Raw genomic sequence first — 17,455 nt, 5'->3', positions numbered from 1 at the left:
TTCGCGTCAGTCTTCGCCGATCCAGGTCGCACCTACCCAGCGGCCTTCTTGGATCAGGGTGCGGGTGAGCGCGTTCAGTTCATTGGCAACAGCGCGAACCGCCAAGGAATTTCTGCGCATCATCGACACGGCAATTCCGGTGCGGCGCTGCAGCTCCTCGTTGGCCAGCGGCGTGAACTTCAGTTGCCCGCTGGCCGCTTCTGCGGCGACGATGTTGATGGGCAGAACCGCATAGCCGAGGTTCAAGTGCAACATCTCCTTCTGCACCCGCGTGTCGTTCGTTTCGGCGATGACGTTGAGCTTGACGCCCTGGGCCTCGCTCGCGTGGTCGAGGATCAGGCGCAGCCCCCGGTAGAAGGTCGGCAGGATCAAGGGCAGACTCACCAGGCGCTGCAGACCCATGGGCTCGCGTCCATGGTCTTCCAAGGCCGGGCCGCCAACCAGGCACAGCTGCTCCGCAAAGAGAGGCTGCATATCCAGCTGGCTCGACTGCTTGTAGTCGGTCAACATCGCGAGGCCGACGTCACCCGATTCCAGCCACTCGCGCAGCCGGTCCGAATAGCTCGTGAATATGCGCAGCAGCAGGTCCGGATGGCTGCTCCGCAACGCGGCCACCAGCGGGGCGGCAATCATTTCGCTCTGACTTGTCAGGAGCCCCAATTCCACGGTGCCGCGCACCGCGCCCGGATTGGCAGCAAGGATGTCCGTGCGTGCGCCGTCGATCTCTCGAAGCGCCCGCCGCGCCCGGTCGATCAGGCGCGCGCCGGCGTCCGTGAGGTCCATGCCGCGCGGGGTGCGCTCGAACAGCGTGGTGCCCAGTTCGTCCTCGAGCATGCGCAGCTGGCGCGACAGCGCCGGCTGCACCAGGTGCAGAGTTTCGGAGGCACGAGTGATGCTTCCCGTATCGGCGATGGCCAGGAATGCGCGCAGCTGCTTGATGTCCACCTCGGGTCTCCTCGCCGCGAAACTTCGTCGCGTTCGTACTGGATTCTAAGCAGCGGAGTACCTGGGGAGAGCCTGTCCAACTTGCGGCGCTCCCCAATAACGTTGAATATTTGAAATGGAGACAAAGATCATGATGAATCGACGCAGAACTCTCGTTGCCCTGGGGGCCTCCGTGCTGGCGCGTGTGGCGCGGGCACAGTCCTACCCCGCACGCCCGATCAAGCTCGTGGTGCCCACGTCCGCGGGTGGGATCGCGGATTTCATCGGCCGCAGCGCTGGCGAGATCATGGCGCGAAGCCTGGGCCAGCCCCTGGTGCTCGAGAACCGCCCGGGAGGCGCCTCGACGCTCGCCGCCAATCTGGTTGCGCACGCACCGCCAGACGGATATACGGTGCTCATGAGCACCGAGTTCAACATGGCCACGGCGGCCCTGCTGCGCAAGGATCTCAGCTACGACCCACGCAAGGATCTCGCACCCGTCGGCGTACTCGCCAGATTCCCGCTTGGCCTGATCGTGAATGCCAAATTGCCGGTGCACACCGTGCGTGAACTCGTGGCCTATCTGAAAGCGCGCCCTGGCGCCGTGAACTACGCGTCGGCGGGCGCGGGCACCGCCTATCACCTGGCTGCCGAGATGTTCATGGCCCAGAACGATGTTCAGATGGTGCACGTGCCATATCCTGGTGGGTCGCCGATGGCAACCTCGCTCGTACGGCGCGACACGGAGGTGGCGTTTGCCGCACTCAATACCTACCTGCCGCACATCCGATCCGGTGACCTGCGGGTGCTCGCGGTTGCCAACGAGAAGCGCATTGCGGCGTTGCCCGACGTACCCACGTTTGCCGAAGCAGGATTTCCCGCCTTCGACGCGGAGATGCACGTCGGACTGGCAGTGCCCAGTGGCGTGGCGCCGGACGTCATCCAGAAACTCCACGCTGCGCTTTCCAAGGTATGGGCGGACGAGGCCTTGCGCACGCGCATGGCAACCTCCGGTGTGGAAGTCGCGTCGCAGCACACGCCGCAGGATTACGCCGAGCGGCTCGCTCGCGAGGGGCGACGCTGGCAGGGGCTGATCGCCAAGAACAAGCTGCGCATGGAATGAGGAGGGCATGATGGAACAGTTCGCAACCGCATACGCCTACTACAGGGGCGGCACCAGCAAGGCCGCCATCGTGAAGCGCTCCGACCTGCCGCCGATGCGAAGCGATTTGGACCTGGACGCCTGGGTGCTCGCGGTCATGGGGTCTCCAGATCGCCGCCAGATCGACGGACTCGGGGGCGCGGACCCGCTGACGAGCAAGTTCGCGATCGTGGGCCCTCCCACACGTCCCGGCGCGGACGTTGATTACACATTCCTGCAAGTCATCCCCGAGCGGGCGACCGTCACCCAGGACATCAACTGCGGCAACATCTCCGCGGCCATCGGTCCGTTCGCCATCGACGAAGGCCTTGTGGCGTCCCGCGGACCCATCACCTCGGTGCGAATTCACGCCACCAACATGGGCCAGATCATCCACGCCGACGTGGAGGTCGGCGAGGACGGCAAGGCTCGTGTGCTGGGCTCGCAGCGCATCGATGGCGTACCCGGCACCGGTGCGCCCGTGCGGCTGGACTTCAGGGAACTGGCGGGAGGCGCGACAGGGCGACTGCTTCCGACGGGTCGTGTCCGGGATCGGCTGATCGTCGATGGCAAGGAGATCGAGGTCTCCATCGTCGACCTCGCAAACCTGGTCTGCTATGTACGCGCCGGGGACCTCGGCCTGGCGGGGACCGAAGACCCGCTTGCGATGCAGGCGAACTACGAACTGATGCAGTTGTGCGAGCGGGTGCGGCTGGAAGCGGCACTGCTCGCCGGCGTCGCGAAGGATATGGAGTCGGCCACCCGACAGCCACCTTCGACGCCGTGGCTGGCGCTCGTCAGCGCCCCGCGTCCTTGGTGCGATCATGCAACAGGCGAGCAGCATGAGGCGCACGAGTGCGACATCGGCACGCGTCTCTACGCGAGGGGCGGCAATGTGCACAAGGCCTATCCTGGGACGGGAAGCGCCTGCCTGGGCGTTGCTTCCATGCTGGAGGGAAGCGTGGCTTACGACCTTGTCAGCGCGGATGCCCACGCGAGCGGCACGATACGAATCGGGCATCCGTGCGGAGTGCTGGACGTCGCCGCCGCGATAGAAAACCAAGCGGGAGCCGATCCGCTGGTGCGCCGTGCGGCGTTCGTTCGAACGGCCCGCCGGATTGCAGATGGGCGGGTCTACACAGCGGTGGATCGACTGCCCTGGTTGTCGGATTCTGCTGCGCGCTGAGCCTGCGGACGGGCCATACCGAACCCGTATCCGAGACCTCGCATCTTTCTATTGGACGCTATCGGCCGAGGGCGTCAGCATCCCTGCCATTCAATGTGTGAATCGGCAGGAGACATATCCATGAACTTCCAGCAACCCGCCAAACGCGCAGGACGGTCCGTATGCCTGCGGTGACCTTCGTGCAGGCCTCGGGCGAGCGCAAGACCGTACAAGGGCTCGACGGCGAATCGGTGATGCAGGTGGCACGCCGTCACGGCTTGCCCGGCATCGTTGCAGACTGCGGTGGCGAACTCTCGTGCGCCACCTGCCACGTGATGGTGGACGAGCAATGGCTCGCGGCGGTGCCCGCGCGCTCCCCCGATGAGGAAGAGATGCTCGAGTGCACGGCGGAGATGCCCACGGCGTGCAGTCGCCTTGCATGCCAGGTGCGTCTTACGCCGGCCCTCGAGGGCCTCGTCGTCCACGTGCCTCGCTCGCAGAAATGAACGCCGCGCAAGCCCCGGAGTACGGCGCCGTCGTGATCGTCGGAGCCGGCCAGGCAGGTGCCGAGGCGGCCACGGAACTGCGTGCCTGCGGCTATACCGGCACGCTCACGCTCGTTCACGAAGAAGAGGGCGTGCCCTATGCACGGCCGCCACTCTCCAAGGCCTACCTTCTCGGCGCAGCGACCGAGGCCGACCTGGCGATCCGGCCGGCCAGCGTGTATGTCGAGCAGGGCATCGAAATCCTGTCGGGCGCTGTTGACTCCATTGACCGCGATAACAGGAGAGTCCGCCTGCATGACGGGCGCGAACTCCCTTACGACGCTGTGATCCTTGCAACCGGTGGGCAGCCACGGCGCCTTGCCGGCTGCGACATCGAGCGTGCATCGAACGTCCACTACCTCAAGACACTGGCTGACGCCACTGCGCTCAAGGAAACCCTGCGGACCAGTTCCAAGCTGGTGATTGTGGGCGGTGGCTACATCGGCCTGGAGGCGGCCGCCGCGGCGCGCCAGCTCGGACTGCAGGTCACTGTGCTCGAAGCGCAGCCACGCTTGCTGGCCCGCGTTACCTCCGAGCCGGTGTCGGACTTCTACCGGCGTCTGCATGAATCGCGTGGCGTCGACATCCGACTGGCGGCACAAGTTGTCTCGTTCGAGTTCGGAGCAGGCGGGCATGTGACGGCTGTCGTGCTTGCGGATGGAGAGCGCGTTGCGTGCGACGCCCTGCTGGTGGGAATCGGCCAGCAGCCGCGAACAGAGCTGGCCGAGAGGGCTGGACTCGCCGTGACAGAGGGCGTCCTCGTAGACGCGGCATGCCGCTCCAGCGATCATCGCATCCTGGCCATCGGGGACTGCGCACGGCAGCCATGTGGCGCGGACCGGACGCCGCGCCGAATCGAGTCGGTAGACAACGCCTTGCAGCAGGCGCGTATCGCAGCAGCCGCGCTCACCGGAAAGCCGATACCTGTTCGTGCGGCGCCGTGGTTCTGGTCGAACCAGTTCGATGCGCGGCTGCAGAGCGTGGGCATCTACACGCCGGATTGCGAACGTGTGGTGCGCGGCGATCCACAGACCGACAGCAGCTTCAGTGTGTGGTACCTCAGGGCGGGCGCTCTGGTTGCTGCCGACGTCGTGTCGAGCCCGCGGGACTTTGCTGCCGCGCGCAGGCTCGTCGGCGGTGGCGTGAGTGGCGTTGCGTCGAAGCTGGCCGACACCTCCGTGCCACTGAACTATCTGGCGACCAGCGTTATCTGTGCGGCATCGCAAGTTCCATCCAATTCCAACTCCATTCAGGTATCCGTATGAGCGAACCCTCCCAAGCCCCCACACGATTCGACCCCAGCACGGATCGCGACTACCGGATGCTGATCGACGGCGAGTGGGTCGCTGCGCAAAGTGGTGAGACCTTCCGTTGTGTCGATCCCTACGAAGACCGCGAATGGGGCCGCGTCCCCTCGGCACAAGCGGGAGACGTGGACCGCGCCGTACGCGCCGCTCGCCGGGCATTCGATACAGGCGGCTGGCCGCAGACGCCACCAGGGCAACGGGCCGCGTTGCTGCGCCGGCTGGGAGACCTTATCGAACAGAACGCCGACGAGCTCGCGAGGATCCAGATCCAGGAGAACGGCAAGCTGCTTGGAGAGATGAGCCGCGGCACCTTCGTGCTTGGAGCCCATGCCCGCTATGTTGCCGGGTTGGTGGAAAACATGCACGGCGAGACCGTCGACACCGGTTTTCCCAACATGAGCACCAGCACGGTTCGGGAACCGTTGGGCGTCGTCGCGGCTGTGACCCCTTGGAACACGCCGCTGGGGCTGCTCGCCTGGAAGCTGTTCCCGGCATTGGGTGCCGGTTGCACGCTGGTGATCAAGCCCTCCGAGGTGACGCCCACCTCTACCTTGCGCCTGGCGGAGCTCTGTGTGCAGGCCGGTTTCCCAGCGGGCGTGGTGAACGTAGTCACCGGCTATGGGCAGACGGCCGGCGCCGCGCTCGTGGCCCATCCCGGGGTGGACAAGATCGCCTTCACGGGGTCGACGCAGGGCGGCCGCGCGATGCTGAAGGCTGCTGCGGATCGCATCGGACGGGTAACGCTCGAACTTGGCGGGAAGTCGCCCAACATCGTCTTTGCCGATGCCGACGTGGACAACGCCGTGCATGGTGCGATGGCGGGCATCTTCGCGGCCACTGGACAGACCTGCATGGGCGGCTCGCGGCTGCTGGTGGAGGATGGCATCTATGACGAGTTCACTCGTCGTCTCGCCTCCGCCGCCGAGTCCCTGCGGCTCGGTGACCCCCTCGACCCTGCGACCGAAGTCGGCCCTCTGGCCTGCAGTGCGCAATTGCGCAAGGTGCTGGAGTACATCGACATCGGTAAATCCGAGGGAGCGCGGCTGTTGGCTGGCGGCGTACGCGACGAAGCGCCAGCGACGCGACGCGGATTCTTCGTTCGTCCCACCGTGTTCGCCGACGTCGCCAACAGCTCCCGTCTCGCACAGGAAGAGGTGTTCGGTCCCGTTGTGGCGGTGATCCGCTTCAAGGGCGAGGAGGAAGCGCTGGCCCTTGCCAATGACGTGGACTTCGGGCTTGCGGCGGCGGTCTGGACGCGCGATTCTTCGCGGGCCCAGCGGATGGCGCGCCGTCTGCGCGCCGGAACGGTGTGGGTCAACACCTACCGCATGGTCCATCACACGATGCCGTTCGGCGGCTTCAAGCAGAGCGGGCTGGGCCGTGAACTCGGCTCCCATGCCCTCGACGAGTACACCGAGACCAAGTCGATCTGGGTCGACCTGGGCAATCGCCAGACTTTCGGCCGCCGTTGAGGCGCCTTCCATCGCAAAAGGAGACAAGCATGAGCGCAGTGCCCGCAACGCAGATCCCCAACCTGGCCAGCCAGGATACCTTCGTGGGCGGCGTGCCGCACGAAGCTTTCGATGCCCTTCGGGCCATGCCCGGCCTCTATTGGCAGCCGGTCGAGCGCGGCACGCTCAGCGGCGGCTTCTGGGCCGTCACAAGGGCCAAGGACATCGCCGCGATCGAGAGCGATCCGGCGACCTTCACGTCCAATCATGGACCCTACTTTCCGCTGCCGGGGAAGAATCCAGAGAACATTTTGTGGAACGATCCGCCCAAGCACGGCGAGTTGCGCCGAGGCGTGGCGAAGACTTTCGGGCCTCGGGTGGTTGCGAACTTCGACGGATGGGTTCGACCGATCGTGACCGAAGCGCTGGACGCCTACATAGCCAAGGGCGGCGGCGACTTCGTACCCGAAGTGGCGGCGATGATCCCTTCGCGCGTCATGGCCCGGGTGATCGGCGTTCCCCGCAACGAGGAATTGCGCGTGGTGAAGTGGACGTTCGACATCTTTGCCGCAATGCAGGTGCCCGACGGCGGCAAGACTTTCTGGACGGTCAACAACCCGATCCGCGACTACATGTGGGAATTGCGGGCCGCCAAGCTGCGCGAACCGGCGGATGACATGGCCACAGCGCTTGCGCAGGCACACGAGCGCGGAGAGTTGAGCGAGGGCGAGTACCGCTCGTTCACGAGCGTGCTGCTGCTGGCCGGTTTTGAAACCACGCACACCGTGATGGCCCAGGCGATGCGGATGATCGCGGAAGACGAGGCGATTGCGCAAATGGCCAATGAAGCGGTGGCGGCCGGCACGACCGATGCACTGATCGATGAGTTCCTCCGCTACATCACGCCGGCCATGAACATGGTGCGGGTGGCCACGCGGGACCTGGAGTTTGCCGGCACGAAGATCCGCGAAGGCGATGTGATGCAGCTGTACTTTGTCTCGGCCAACCGCGACTCCGAAATCTTCGAGGAGCCGCACCGCTTCAATCCGGCACGTCCGAAGAACAACCACATGGCCTTTGGCGGCGGTTGCCACGCTTGCCTGGGCGCGCCCCTCGCGAAGCTCGAACTGCGCATCCTGTTCGAGGAGATGCACCGGCGCGGCATTCGCGTGCGGCCCGACGGCGAGCCCAGGCGTGGCCGCAACACCATGATCAACCAGCTGCTGTCTCTGCCGTTGGCAGTCGCTTGAGCCATGAAGACGCTGAACAATACCGTCGTCGTCGTCACCGGTGGAGCAGCCGGGATCGGTCGCGCGCTTGCGCTCGAAGCGGCGGCCCGCGGGGCGGCAGTGATCATCGGCGATGTGCAGGACGCCCAACCCACAGTGGATGCGATTGCCGCCGCGGGCGGCCGGGCCGAATGGCGCCCCTGCGACATAACCCAGTACCCGGACGTCGCCGCCCTGGCGGCGCACGCCGTCGAGCGATTCGGCGGCATCAACGTGCTGTGCAACAACGCCGGCCGGGGCGTGCCGGGGCCGCTGCACGCGACCGACCCTTCACTGGCCCGCCAGGTGCTGGATCTCAATGTGCTCGGCCTGTTTCATGGCATCCATGCGTTCACGCCGCACCTGCAGGCGGCCGCCGCGGTCGGCCGGCCCGCTTTCATCCTGAACACCGGGTCCGAACATTCGCTGGGCGTGCCGCCACATGTCGGGCCGATGAGCATCTACACGGCCAGCAAGTTCGCAGCACTGGGCCTGACGGAAACGGCGGCAAGGGACCTTGCTCCGCTCGGCATCAAGGTGTCGCTTCTGGCTCCTGGGTGGGTGCGCACCGAGCGCGTCACGGCATTGATCGGCGCCTCAGCGGAGGCCGCGGCGCGCATAGAGCCCTATGCGCAGGACTCCGCGGAGGTCGCTGCAAAGGCGTTCGACGGCCTCGCTGCCGGGCACATGATCATCGCGACGAATCCCGCCAGCCGGGAGTTCGCAATGGCCCATGCCCGCCAGCTGATGGCAGAAGTCCAGCGCCTGCCGCAGCAGGCGGAACAAGAATCGGCAACAACGGCAAGTGGAGGGCGCTGCCCCTTCATGCACGGCAATTCCTGAAACCCGAGTGAGCATGCAAATGAACAAGACCTGGCTGATTACTGGAACCAGCGGCGGCTTCGGGCGCGCGATGGTTGAACAGCTGCTGGCCCGCGGTGACCGGGTGGCTGCCACCACGCGCAGGCTGGCTTCGCTCGATGACCTTGCAACTCGCTTCGGAGAGTGTCTCTGGCGCAGCGAGCTCGACATTACCGACAACGCCGATATCGTGCGCGTCGTCGGAGAGGCGGTTGCAGATCTTGGCCGCATCGATGTGGTCGTGAGCAACGCTGGCTACGGACTCTTCGGCGCGGCCGAGGAAGTCAGCGACGAGCAGCTGGTCCGCCAGCTCGACGTGAACCTGCTGGGCTCGATGCGCTTGGTGCGAGCGGTCTTGCCGCACCTGCGGGCGCATGGCGGCGGCCGCATTCTGCAGGTATCCAGCGTGGGCGGGCAGGTCGCGTACCCCACCCTCGGGGTGTACCACGCCAGCAAGTGGGGCATCGAAGGCTTCATTGAAGCGCTCATTCCCGAGGTCGCGCCCTTTGGCATTCAAGCCACGCTGGTGGAGCCAGGCGGCGCGCGTACGGATTGGGCAGGATCGAACGCCGAGCGTGCACAACCGCTATCCGCCTACGAAGAGTCGACCGTCGGCGCGATGCGGCGCCGCATGGCCACCGCCGGTTTACAGGCCTTCCGCGGCGATCCGCAGAAGATCGCGAAGGCCATGATCGCCTGCGCAGACGAGCCACAGGCGCCGCGTCGTCTGGCCCTGGGCAGCGATGCCTACGAAGCCCTGCATTCGACGCTGACGGCACGCCTCGCGGCGCTCGAGGCGCAGCAGGCGATCGCGTTCTCCACGGACGTGGATGCCTAGCCGAACCGCGACCTGAATCAACCCACTGAGGAGACAAGATGACTATCACCCGATTCGCGGCCTGGGCCGCGGTCATGGCCGTGGCCGCCCATACGACAGTCTTCGCCCAGAAGAAGTACGACCCCGGCGCATCGGACACAGAGATCAAGATCGGCAACACCGCCCCTTATTCCGGAGCGCTCTCAAGCGCCAGCTCCGGCCCGAAGGCGATGAAGGCGTACTTCGACAAGATCAACGACGAAGGCGGAATCAACGGCCGCAAGATTGTCTTCGTCTCGCTGGACGATGGCTACAACCCGCCCAAGACGGTGGAGCAAACCCGCAAGCTGGTGGAGCAGGAGCAGGCGCTGATGATCGTCGCGTCGATCGGCAGCCCGACCAGCGCGGCAGTGCAGAAGTACATGAATGCAAAGAAGGTGCCGCAGCTGTTCGTCGCCTCCGGCACGCGCAAGTGGGGCGATCCGAAAGCCTTCCCCTATTCGATGGGCTTCACGCCCGACTACTACAGCGAGGCCCGCATCTTTGCGCAGTACCTCCTGGAGAACAAGCCGGCCGCTAAGATCGCCGTGTTCCACCAGAACGACGACGTGGGAAAGGAGTTCCTGGCAGGTTTGGAGGAGGGACTCGGTGCCAAGGCCAAGTCCATGATCGTAGGCCGCGCCAGCTACGAATTCACCGACCCGACCATCGACAGCCAGATCATCGCCCTGAAGGCCTCGGGAGCGGACACGCTGTTGAACGTCTCCTTCGGAAAGTTCGCCTCGCAGGCCATCCGCAAGACGGCGGAACTGGGATGGAAACCGACCCACTACCTGATCAATGCGTCGAGTTCGATCGGCGGCGTCCTGCAGCCCGCCGGCCTGGACAGCGCCGCCGGCCTCATCAGTGCGAACTTCTTTCGGGATGCTTCCGATCCGCAGTGGCAGAAGGGCAAGGAATACGAAGACTTCGTGGCCTGGGCGCGCAAGTACAACCCCAACGCCGATCTGAAGGACTGGCTCGTCGTCTGGGGCTACACCGTCGCGCAGGCCACGGTGCAGGTGATCCGCCAAGCGGGCGACAACCTCACGCACGAGAACATCATGAAGCAGGCCGCCGGCCTCGACGTCACGCTGCCCATGCTGCTGCCTGGCATCAGCGTGACAACAGGTGTCGATGACTACTTCCCGCTGGAGCGTATGAAGATGATGCGATTCAATGGCACCTACTGGGAGCTGTTCGGGAAGGTCTACGGGCGCTGACCGACTGTGATGGCCATGAACCGCGGCGTGAATGTGGTCGGTGTGGGGCGGGGTCCCTTCACCGCTCCCCAACCAGACACCAACGCAGCCGTCCTGGGTGCACAGGCGGCACGTGCGGCGCTCGCCGATGCTGCCCTCGAGGGCAATCTGGTGCAGCACGCATTCATGGCTTCGGCCATACAGGATCCGAACTGGGCTTCCAGCGCGGTTTGTGCCGCGGAGATGGCCGGCATTCCGGCATTCCGGGTGAGCACGGACGATCTCGGCGGCGCCCACGCGCTGCACCGGGCCCGCGAGGCGGTGGCGAACTTCTCTGTGGAGTGCGCACTTGTCCTGGGGGTCCATGCGGGTGCCACCTGCTTGAAGAATGGTGAGGCGCACGACGAGGCCCGACATCGTGTCGCACGCACCTGCATGGGTCTGCAAGGGGCGCGGAGGGAGACGTTCGCACGCATCGCGGTGAAAGCCCGGCAGCATGCTGCACGCAATCCGCTCGTGAACGACCGGTGTACATCGGGCATGTCGGAGACGCTGGACTCGGATGCGCTCTCAGATCTGCTGAGGAGCTTGCAATCCAGCGTACCTCGTGCGGGCGCGGCGGCCGTGATCCTGTGCAGCGCGGATTTCGCGCGTCGTCATCGGCTCGACAAGCGGGTGTCGGTTGATGCGCAAGCCATCGAGCGGATGGCTGGCTCCCTCGATGTACCGCGCGCCAGCGAGATTGCTGCGCGCAAGGCGTACGCAGAAGCCGGCATCGGCCCGGAGCATCTCGACCTCGTTGAACTGCATGACGACGACACGGCGAGCGAACTGCTTGCCTACGAGTCGTTGCACCTTGTGTCGAAAGGCGGCGCAGAACGATTCGTTCTCGAAGGCGAGAACACCTACGGCGGACTCGTGGTGATCAATCCTTCGGGGGGATTGCTCGGTCTTGGAAACGCCGGCGCAGCCAATGCGCTGGCCCAGTGCACTGAGCTGGTGTGGCAGCTTCGCGGCGCCGCTCGCTGCCGGCAGGTGGAGGGCGCCCGCGCGGCCCTGCAGCACGCTATCGATCACGAGACCGGGACCTGCGTTGTCACGCTGTATCGGGCGGAAGTGCGGTGATGACATGTCAGGAATTCTCATGCGGCTTGAGCGTTTTTACCTCGCTTGATTGCGAACGCGCGCCTACATTGCAGCGGCGCTTTCTCCGCGCGCTCTCAAGACGCTACACAGGACTGACCATGCCCAAGCATTGCAACACGACGCCTTCCGCCTCTCCGGCACTGCTTGGCCGCAGACTGCTTCTTGCCCTCGCATCAGTTTGCACGCTGATGACTGCCGGGCCGGCAAATGCGGCCGATCCCTTCCCGGTGCGCCCGATCACATTGATCCTGCCGTTCCCGGCCGGCGGCGTTTCCGATGGACAGCTGCGTGCGCTCGCCGCTGCGGCCTCGAAGGACCTGGGCCAGCCCATCATCATTGTGAATCGGCCGGGCAATGGCGGCACACTCGCGCCGGCTGCAATGGCTCGCAGCTCGGCTCCCGATGGCTACACGATCGCGCTGGCAGTGCGCACCCTGTTGCGCCTGCCGCACCTCAGCAAGGTCAACTACGACCCGCTGCATGATTTCACCTACATCATCGGTCTGAGCGGGTTCTCGTTCGGGATCATCGTGCGCGACGATGCTCCCTGGAAGACGCTGAAGGACATGCTCGACGACGCACGTGCCAGACCCGGCGCCATCGCCTACGGTGCCACCGGCCGAGGCAGCAGCGGCCATGTCGCCATGGAGCGACTCGCGCGGGCGGCAGGTGTGCGCCTGAACTTCGTGCCCTACAAGGGGACGGCCGAGGTGACCAACGACCTGCTGGGCGGGCATATCGGCGTGTATTCAGACGCCGGCTGGGGAGGGGTGCTCGAGTCGGGCAGGGTGCGTGTCCTGGCCACCATGGGCGAGACGCGGCCGAAGCGCTGGCCTCAGGTCCCGACGTTGAAGGAATTGGGCTACGACATCGTCGTGACCTCGCCTATCGGCTTGATTGGCCCGCGCGGCATGGACCCCGCAATCGTTGCCCGCTTGCACGATGCCCTGCGCAAGGCCATGAACGATCCAGCCTACGTTCGTGCGATGGATCAGAACGACCAGATACCAGAGTACCTCGGCAGCGAAGCCTACGCGCAATCCGCGGCGCGCGAGTTCGCCCGGGAGAAGGTGCTCATGCAGGAACTGGGCATCACACTGGAATGACGGCGATGTATCTCACCCAAGGCTTGCACCGCGCTGTGCAGCAGTTTCCAGAAAAGCCGGCAACGCTGTGTGCGGGAAGAACGAGTTCGTTTCGCGAACTGGCCGAACGTTCCAGCCGCGTGGCGTCCCTGCTGCAGGGCCTCGACGTACGCCCCGGCGACCGCGTGGCAATCCTGGCGCACAACTCCGACTGCTATGTCGAGTTTCTGTTGGGCGTCTGGTGGGCTGGCGCGGTCGCGGCGCCTGTGAACACGCGTTGGAGCGTGACCGAGATCGCCTACTCGCTGTCCGACTGCGGGGCTGCTGTCCTGGTGGTGGACGACGCCTTCCTGCCGCTCGTCGATGCGATTCGGGCTGCCGCAGCCGTAGTGCGCCGGGTTGTGCACGTCGGCACGGCGCCACGTGCCGAAGGTATCGATTGCTACGAAGCTCTGGTGCAGTCCTGCGAGCCGGCCACCGATGTGCGGCGCGGCGGCGAAGAACTGGCGGCCATCCTGTACACGGGCGGCACCACCGGCTTCCCGAAGGGCGTGATGCTTTCCCACGCGAATCTTTGGTGCGGTGCAGTGACGCGCCTGGCGGAAATGTTCAGTCCCCGCGACGGTGTGGCCTTGCTGGTGACGCCTTTCTTCCATGTCTCGGGCCTTTTCCGGTTCGTCATGCAACTGGTGCTCGGCGCCAGCAATGTCATCGAACCGCAGTTTCGGCCCGAAGCCGTGGTCGAGGCGATCGAGCGCTACGGCGTGACCGACATCGTCGTTGTCCCCAGCATGCTGCAGATGCTGCTGGACGATCCGGCATTCGATGCCGGGCGACTGCGCAACCTGCAGCGGCTCTCCTACGGTGCGTCTCCGATGCCGCCCGCATTGCTCGATCGGGCCATGCGCGCACTGCCTCACGTCGGCTTCTGCAGCTCATACGGCATGACCGAGACTTCGGGCGTGGTGAGTGTGCTGGGGCCGTTTATCCAGGCGGACCGCAAGGACATGGGCGAGGTGACGCGTTCCGTGGGGCGCGTCGGCCTGGGCGCCGAACTCCGCATCGTCGACCCCGATGGCCGTGACCTCCCGCCGGGCGCCGTCGGCGAGATCGTGCTGCGCGGCGTGGCCGTCATGCAAGGCTATTGGAACAAGCCCGCCGAAACCGCGGCCGCTCTGCGCGACGGCTGGCTGCATACGGGGGACGCCGGCTGGCGCGATGCCGCCGGCCACATCTACGTGGTCGATCGGCTCAAGGACATGGTGATCACCGGCGGCGAGAACGTCTACTCCGCAGAAGTCGAGGCGGCGCTGATGGCGCACCCGGCCGTGTCGGCATGCGCCGTGATCGGCATACCCAGCGCCCTGTGGGGCGAAGCCGTGCACGCCGTCATCGTTCTGCGACCGGGCGCAACTTCCGATGGCGAGTCCCTGCGCGAGCACTGCCGCACGCGTCTCGCGGGCTACAAGTGCCCCAAGAGCTTTGATTTCGTCGACAGCTTGCCGCTGTCGGCCGCCGGCAAGATTCTGAAGACCCGGTTGCGCGACGAATACCTGTCCCGCGCAACCGCGTGAACAGCCCACTTTCTTAATTTCCTCCGAGGAAGATCGATGACCCACAAGCACCGTCCCGTCCATGTCGTGGGCGTCGGCATGATCCAGTTCACCAAGCCCGGCACCAGTGAGCCCTACAACGTCATGGGCGCGCGGGCCGTGAAGCTCGCCCTCGAAGACGCCCGGTTGGACTACGGCCTCGTGGAGCAGGCCTACGTTGGCTACGTCTATGGCGATTCCACCGCGGGCCAAGCGGCCATGTACCAGGTCGGACTGAGCGGCATTCCCGTCTTCAACGTCAACAACAATTGTGCAACGGGGTCGAGTGCGCTATTTCTGGCGCGCCAGGCCGTGGAGAGCGGGGCGGTGGAGTGCGCTCTGGCTTTGGGGATGGACCAGATGGTTCCAGGCGCATTGAAGGGCGCCTTCGACGATCGCCCTTCGCCAATGCAGCGCTTTGCCGAAACGATGACCGCGCACCAGGGCTACGAACCGCAGACTCCGCGGGCCGCCCAGTTCTTCGGCGGCGCTGGGCGCGACTACATGGCGCAATACGGGACCAAGCCCGAGACCTTCGGTCGCATCTCCGTCAAGGCGCGCCAGCATGCAGCGCGCAACCCGCTGGCCGTGTTCCGGCAGGTGCTCTCGCTCGAAGAAGTAATGGCGTCGCCCAAGGTGTTCGACCCACTCACGCGTTACCAATGCTGTCCGCCCACCTGCGGCGCGGCGGCGGCCATCGTGTGCTCGGCCGACTTTGCGCGCAAGCACGGGCTGGACATGAGTGTGGTGATCGCTGCCCAAGCCATGACCACCGATACACCCGCCAGTTTCGAAAGCAACGACATGCGCAAGCTGGTGGGCTATGACATGACGGTGGACGCGGTGAAGTGGGTCTACGAACGGGCCTCCATTGGTCCTGAGGACGTGGATGTCGTCGAGTTGCACGATTGTTTCACGGCCAACGAACTCATTTCGTACGAAGCGCTCGGCCTGACTGCGCCTGGAACGGCGGAGAAGTTCGTGCTCGATGGCGACAACACCTATGGCGGCCGCTATGTCGTCAATCCCTCGGGCGGATTGCTGTCCAAGGGCCATCCGCTCGGTGCCACCGGCCTCGCGCAATGCGCGGAACTGGTGTGGCAACTGCGGGGACAGGCCGAACAGCGCCAGGTCGAAGGCGCGCGCGTGGCGCTGCAGCACAACTTGGGGCTTGGTGGCGCTTGCGTCGTCACGCTCTACCAGCGCGCTTGAGGGGACGGCGTGATCGACAAGCGCTTTATCGGGCATGCATTGGAACCGTTCTCGGTTACCGTGGAACCCGGCCGGCTGAGGTTCTTTGCCAAGGCGACGAGCCAGCCAGACCCGGTGTACGCGGACGAGATGGCCGCGCAGGCCGCGGGCCATCGCGGATTGCCCGTGCCGCCCACCTTCCTGTTCTGCCTGGAGATGGACGGACCCAATCCGGCTGCCGTTCGGGAGCTTCTGGGTCTCGACTACCGCTTCCTGCTGCATGGCGAGCAGGGCTTCCGGTATCACGCGATGGCCTACGCAGGTGACGTGCTCACCTTCGCGCCGCGCATCGAGAACATCTGGGACAAGAAGGGCGGGGCGCTCGAATTCGTCGCGCGTGTCACGCGCGTCAGCAACCAGGCGGGCGCACACGTCGCGGACCTGCGATTCGTGACAGTCGTGCGCCATCCGATTGGAGCGAGCGCATGAAGGTCCTCGAATCCTTGCAGGCGGGGGCTGAACTGCCGGTCTTCGAACCGGAGCCTGTTTCGCGGCTCGTGCTCGCGCTCTATTGCGGCGCATCGGGGGATCACAACCCGATTCATGTCGACATCGACTATGCCCGCGCCGCCGGCGCGCAGGACGTCTTCGCGCACGGAATGCTCTCCATGGCCTGGCTGGGCCACGTGCTCACGCGCTGGGTGCCCCAGCATGCGGTCCGCAGCATGGACGTGCGCTTTGCGGCGATCACGCGGGTTGGCGAGCGCATCCGTTGTGGCGGGCGCGTCATCGAGATCGTCGAGCAGTCGCCGGAACGACTAGCCCGCGTGGCGCTCACTTGCACCAACGAGCAGGGCGAGATCAAGCTCGAAGGCGAGGCCCTGGTCTTGCTACTGCAGGAGGCAGCATGAGCGAACCCCGAAGCGTATTGCTTGACATCAAGGATGGCGTTGCGGAACTGACGCTTAACCAGCCGGAGCGCCGCAATGCGCTCGATCCCGCCATGCGGGCGCAGTTGGCGGACGCCATCGTTGCCGTCCGGCGCGACCGCAACGTGCGCGTCGTGATCCTGACCGGCTCGCAAGGGCATTTCTGCGCCGGCGGCGACCTCCGGGCGCTCGCCAGTGCAGGCCTGGACAACGAAGGCTGGCTGCAGCGCTTCCAGGACATGAACGACTGGGTGCGGGACCTGATCTCGCTCGACCGGCCGGTGGTCGCGGCCGTGGACGGCATGGCGACGGGCGCCGGCCTGAGCCTTGCCCTCACGGCAGATTTCGTGCTTGCCACGCCGCGTGCGCGGTTCAGCGCGTCGTTCTTGCGCGTTGGCCTTGTGCCCGACTGCGGCTGCCTCTACACGCTGCCTAGAGTGGTGGGTGTGCAGCGAGCCAAAGAACTGATGCTGTCGGCCCGCGAATTCGGTGCCGACGAGGCCCAACGCCTGGGCATCGTCACAGAGATTGCCACTGCCGATGCGCTGCTCGCCCGCGCCCGCGCCATCGCCCGCAGCTTCGTCCAGGCATCACCGGCCGCCGTGAGCATGATCAAGCGCAATCTGGCGCCGCAGGGCGGCGAACTGGCTGCCTTGCTGGACGCCGAGGCCCTGGCGCAGGCGATGGCCATGAGTACGCCGGGCCACCGCCTGGCCGTCAATCGCCTGCTGGAAAAGCAGGCACCCCCTTACAACTGGCCCGCCGGCACATGACCGCGGCAGAGGCCACCCA

17 protein-coding genes are annotated in these 17,455 nt (G+C 65.6%); 16 read left to right on the top strand and 1 reads right to left on the bottom strand.

Translation table 11 applies throughout. The features are described from left to right. Positions 1 to 6 precede the first annotated feature (6 nt). Positions 7 to 945 carry a LysR family transcriptional regulator gene (locus tag ACAM58_RS31450; RefSeq protein ID WP_307642064.1) on the bottom strand — a complete coding sequence of 313 codons (939 nt, stop codon included), beginning with the start codon at positions 943 to 945 and terminating at the stop codon, positions 7 to 9. Positions 946 to 1,075: 130 nt separating this feature from the next. Here ACAM58_RS31450 and ACAM58_RS31445 point away from each other — a divergent pair, with 130 nt between their 5' ends. The 16 genes from ACAM58_RS31445 (at position 1,076) to ACAM58_RS31370 (ending at position 17,436) form a co-directional block, all read left to right on the top strand. Then, the gene (locus tag ACAM58_RS31445; RefSeq protein ID WP_369664685.1) at positions 1,076 to 2,047 is read left to right on the top strand and encodes a Bug family tripartite tricarboxylate transporter substrate binding protein; all 972 of its coding nucleotides are present in this window, start codon (positions 1,076 to 1,078) and stop codon (positions 2,045 to 2,047) included. Between the two features lie 7 nt (positions 2,048 to 2,054). Continuing rightward, the gene (locus ACAM58_RS31440; protein ID WP_369664684.1) at positions 2,055 to 3,251 is read left to right on the top strand and encodes a PrpF domain-containing protein; all 1,197 of its coding nucleotides are present in this window, start codon (positions 2,055 to 2,057) and stop codon (positions 3,249 to 3,251) included. Between the two features lie 161 nt (positions 3,252 to 3,412). Continuing rightward, complete coding sequence (locus ACAM58_RS31435) at positions 3,413 to 3,736, top strand: 2Fe-2S iron-sulfur cluster-binding protein (protein WP_307596863.1); 324 nt, start codon at positions 3,413 to 3,415, stop codon at positions 3,734 to 3,736. Beyond that, positions 3,733 to 5,040, top strand: coding sequence for an NAD(P)/FAD-dependent oxidoreductase (locus ACAM58_RS31430; protein WP_307596862.1), 1,308 nt, complete (start codon positions 3,733 to 3,735; stop codon positions 5,038 to 5,040). Before ACAM58_RS31435 ends, ACAM58_RS31430 begins: the two co-directional genes overlap by 4 nt. Continuing rightward, entirely contained in the window at positions 5,037 to 6,554 is a 1,518-nt protein-coding gene (locus tag ACAM58_RS31425; RefSeq protein WP_307596861.1) for an aldehyde dehydrogenase, read from the top strand. Before ACAM58_RS31430 ends, ACAM58_RS31425 begins: the two co-directional genes overlap by 4 nt. 29 nt (positions 6,555 to 6,583) lie before the next feature. Continuing rightward, entirely contained in the window at positions 6,584 to 7,783 is a 1,200-nt protein-coding gene (locus tag ACAM58_RS31420; protein ID WP_307596860.1) for a cytochrome P450, read from the top strand. Positions 7,784 to 7,786: 3 nt separating this feature from the next. Then, entirely contained in the window at positions 7,787 to 8,644 is an 858-nt protein-coding gene (locus ACAM58_RS31415) for an SDR family NAD(P)-dependent oxidoreductase (RefSeq protein WP_369664683.1), read from the top strand. Between the two features lie 19 nt (positions 8,645 to 8,663). Then, a complete protein-coding gene (locus ACAM58_RS31410) occupies positions 8,664 to 9,500 on the top strand; it encodes an SDR family oxidoreductase (RefSeq protein WP_307642068.1) in 837 nt (278 codons plus the stop codon). A gap of 74 nt (positions 9,501 to 9,574) precedes the next feature. Further along, a complete protein-coding gene (locus tag ACAM58_RS31405; protein ID WP_369664682.1) occupies positions 9,575 to 10,741 on the top strand; it encodes an ABC transporter substrate-binding protein in 1,167 nt (388 codons plus the stop codon). Positions 10,742 to 10,750: 9 nt separating this feature from the next. Continuing rightward, on the top strand, positions 10,751 to 11,845 hold the full coding sequence (locus ACAM58_RS31400) for a lipid-transfer protein (RefSeq protein ID WP_307642069.1): 1,095 nt from the start codon (positions 10,751 to 10,753) through the stop codon (positions 11,843 to 11,845). Positions 11,846 to 11,964: 119 nt separating this feature from the next. Continuing rightward, positions 11,965 to 12,972, top strand: coding sequence for a tripartite tricarboxylate transporter substrate binding protein (locus ACAM58_RS31395; RefSeq protein ID WP_307596855.1), 1,008 nt, complete (start codon positions 11,965 to 11,967; stop codon positions 12,970 to 12,972). A 5-nt stretch (positions 12,973 to 12,977) separates the two neighbouring features. Then, positions 12,978 to 14,525 (top strand): class I adenylate-forming enzyme family protein, encoded by a 1,548-nt coding sequence (locus tag ACAM58_RS31390; RefSeq protein ID WP_307596854.1) that lies wholly within the window; start codon positions 12,978 to 12,980, stop codon positions 14,523 to 14,525. Positions 14,526 to 14,561: 36 nt separating this feature from the next. Further along, positions 14,562 to 15,755 (top strand): lipid-transfer protein, encoded by a 1,194-nt coding sequence (locus tag ACAM58_RS31385; RefSeq protein WP_307596852.1) that lies wholly within the window; start codon positions 14,562 to 14,564, stop codon positions 15,753 to 15,755. Between the two features lie 9 nt (positions 15,756 to 15,764). Beyond that, entirely contained in the window at positions 15,765 to 16,223 is a 459-nt protein-coding gene (locus tag ACAM58_RS31380) for a MaoC family dehydratase N-terminal domain-containing protein (protein ID WP_307596851.1), read from the top strand. Continuing rightward, on the top strand, positions 16,220 to 16,645 hold the full coding sequence (locus tag ACAM58_RS31375) for a MaoC/PaaZ C-terminal domain-containing protein (RefSeq protein WP_307596850.1): 426 nt from the start codon (positions 16,220 to 16,222) through the stop codon (positions 16,643 to 16,645). Before ACAM58_RS31380 ends, ACAM58_RS31375 begins: the two co-directional genes overlap by 4 nt. Beyond that, on the top strand, positions 16,642 to 17,436 hold the full coding sequence (locus ACAM58_RS31370) for an enoyl-CoA hydratase/isomerase family protein (RefSeq protein ID WP_369664681.1): 795 nt from the start codon (positions 16,642 to 16,644) through the stop codon (positions 17,434 to 17,436). The genes ACAM58_RS31375 and ACAM58_RS31370 overlap by 4 nt, the downstream gene beginning before the upstream one ends. The last annotated feature ends 19 nt before the right edge of the window (positions 17,437 to 17,455 follow it).

The sequence above is a fragment of the Variovorax sp. V116 genome (assembly GCF_041154435.1).
In the GTDB taxonomy this organism is placed as follows: domain Bacteria; phylum Pseudomonadota; class Gammaproteobacteria; order Burkholderiales; family Burkholderiaceae_C; genus Variovorax; species Variovorax paradoxus.
The sequence above is the reverse complement of the archived record's forward strand: the minus strand, read 5'-3'. Positions and strand labels throughout refer to the sequence as shown.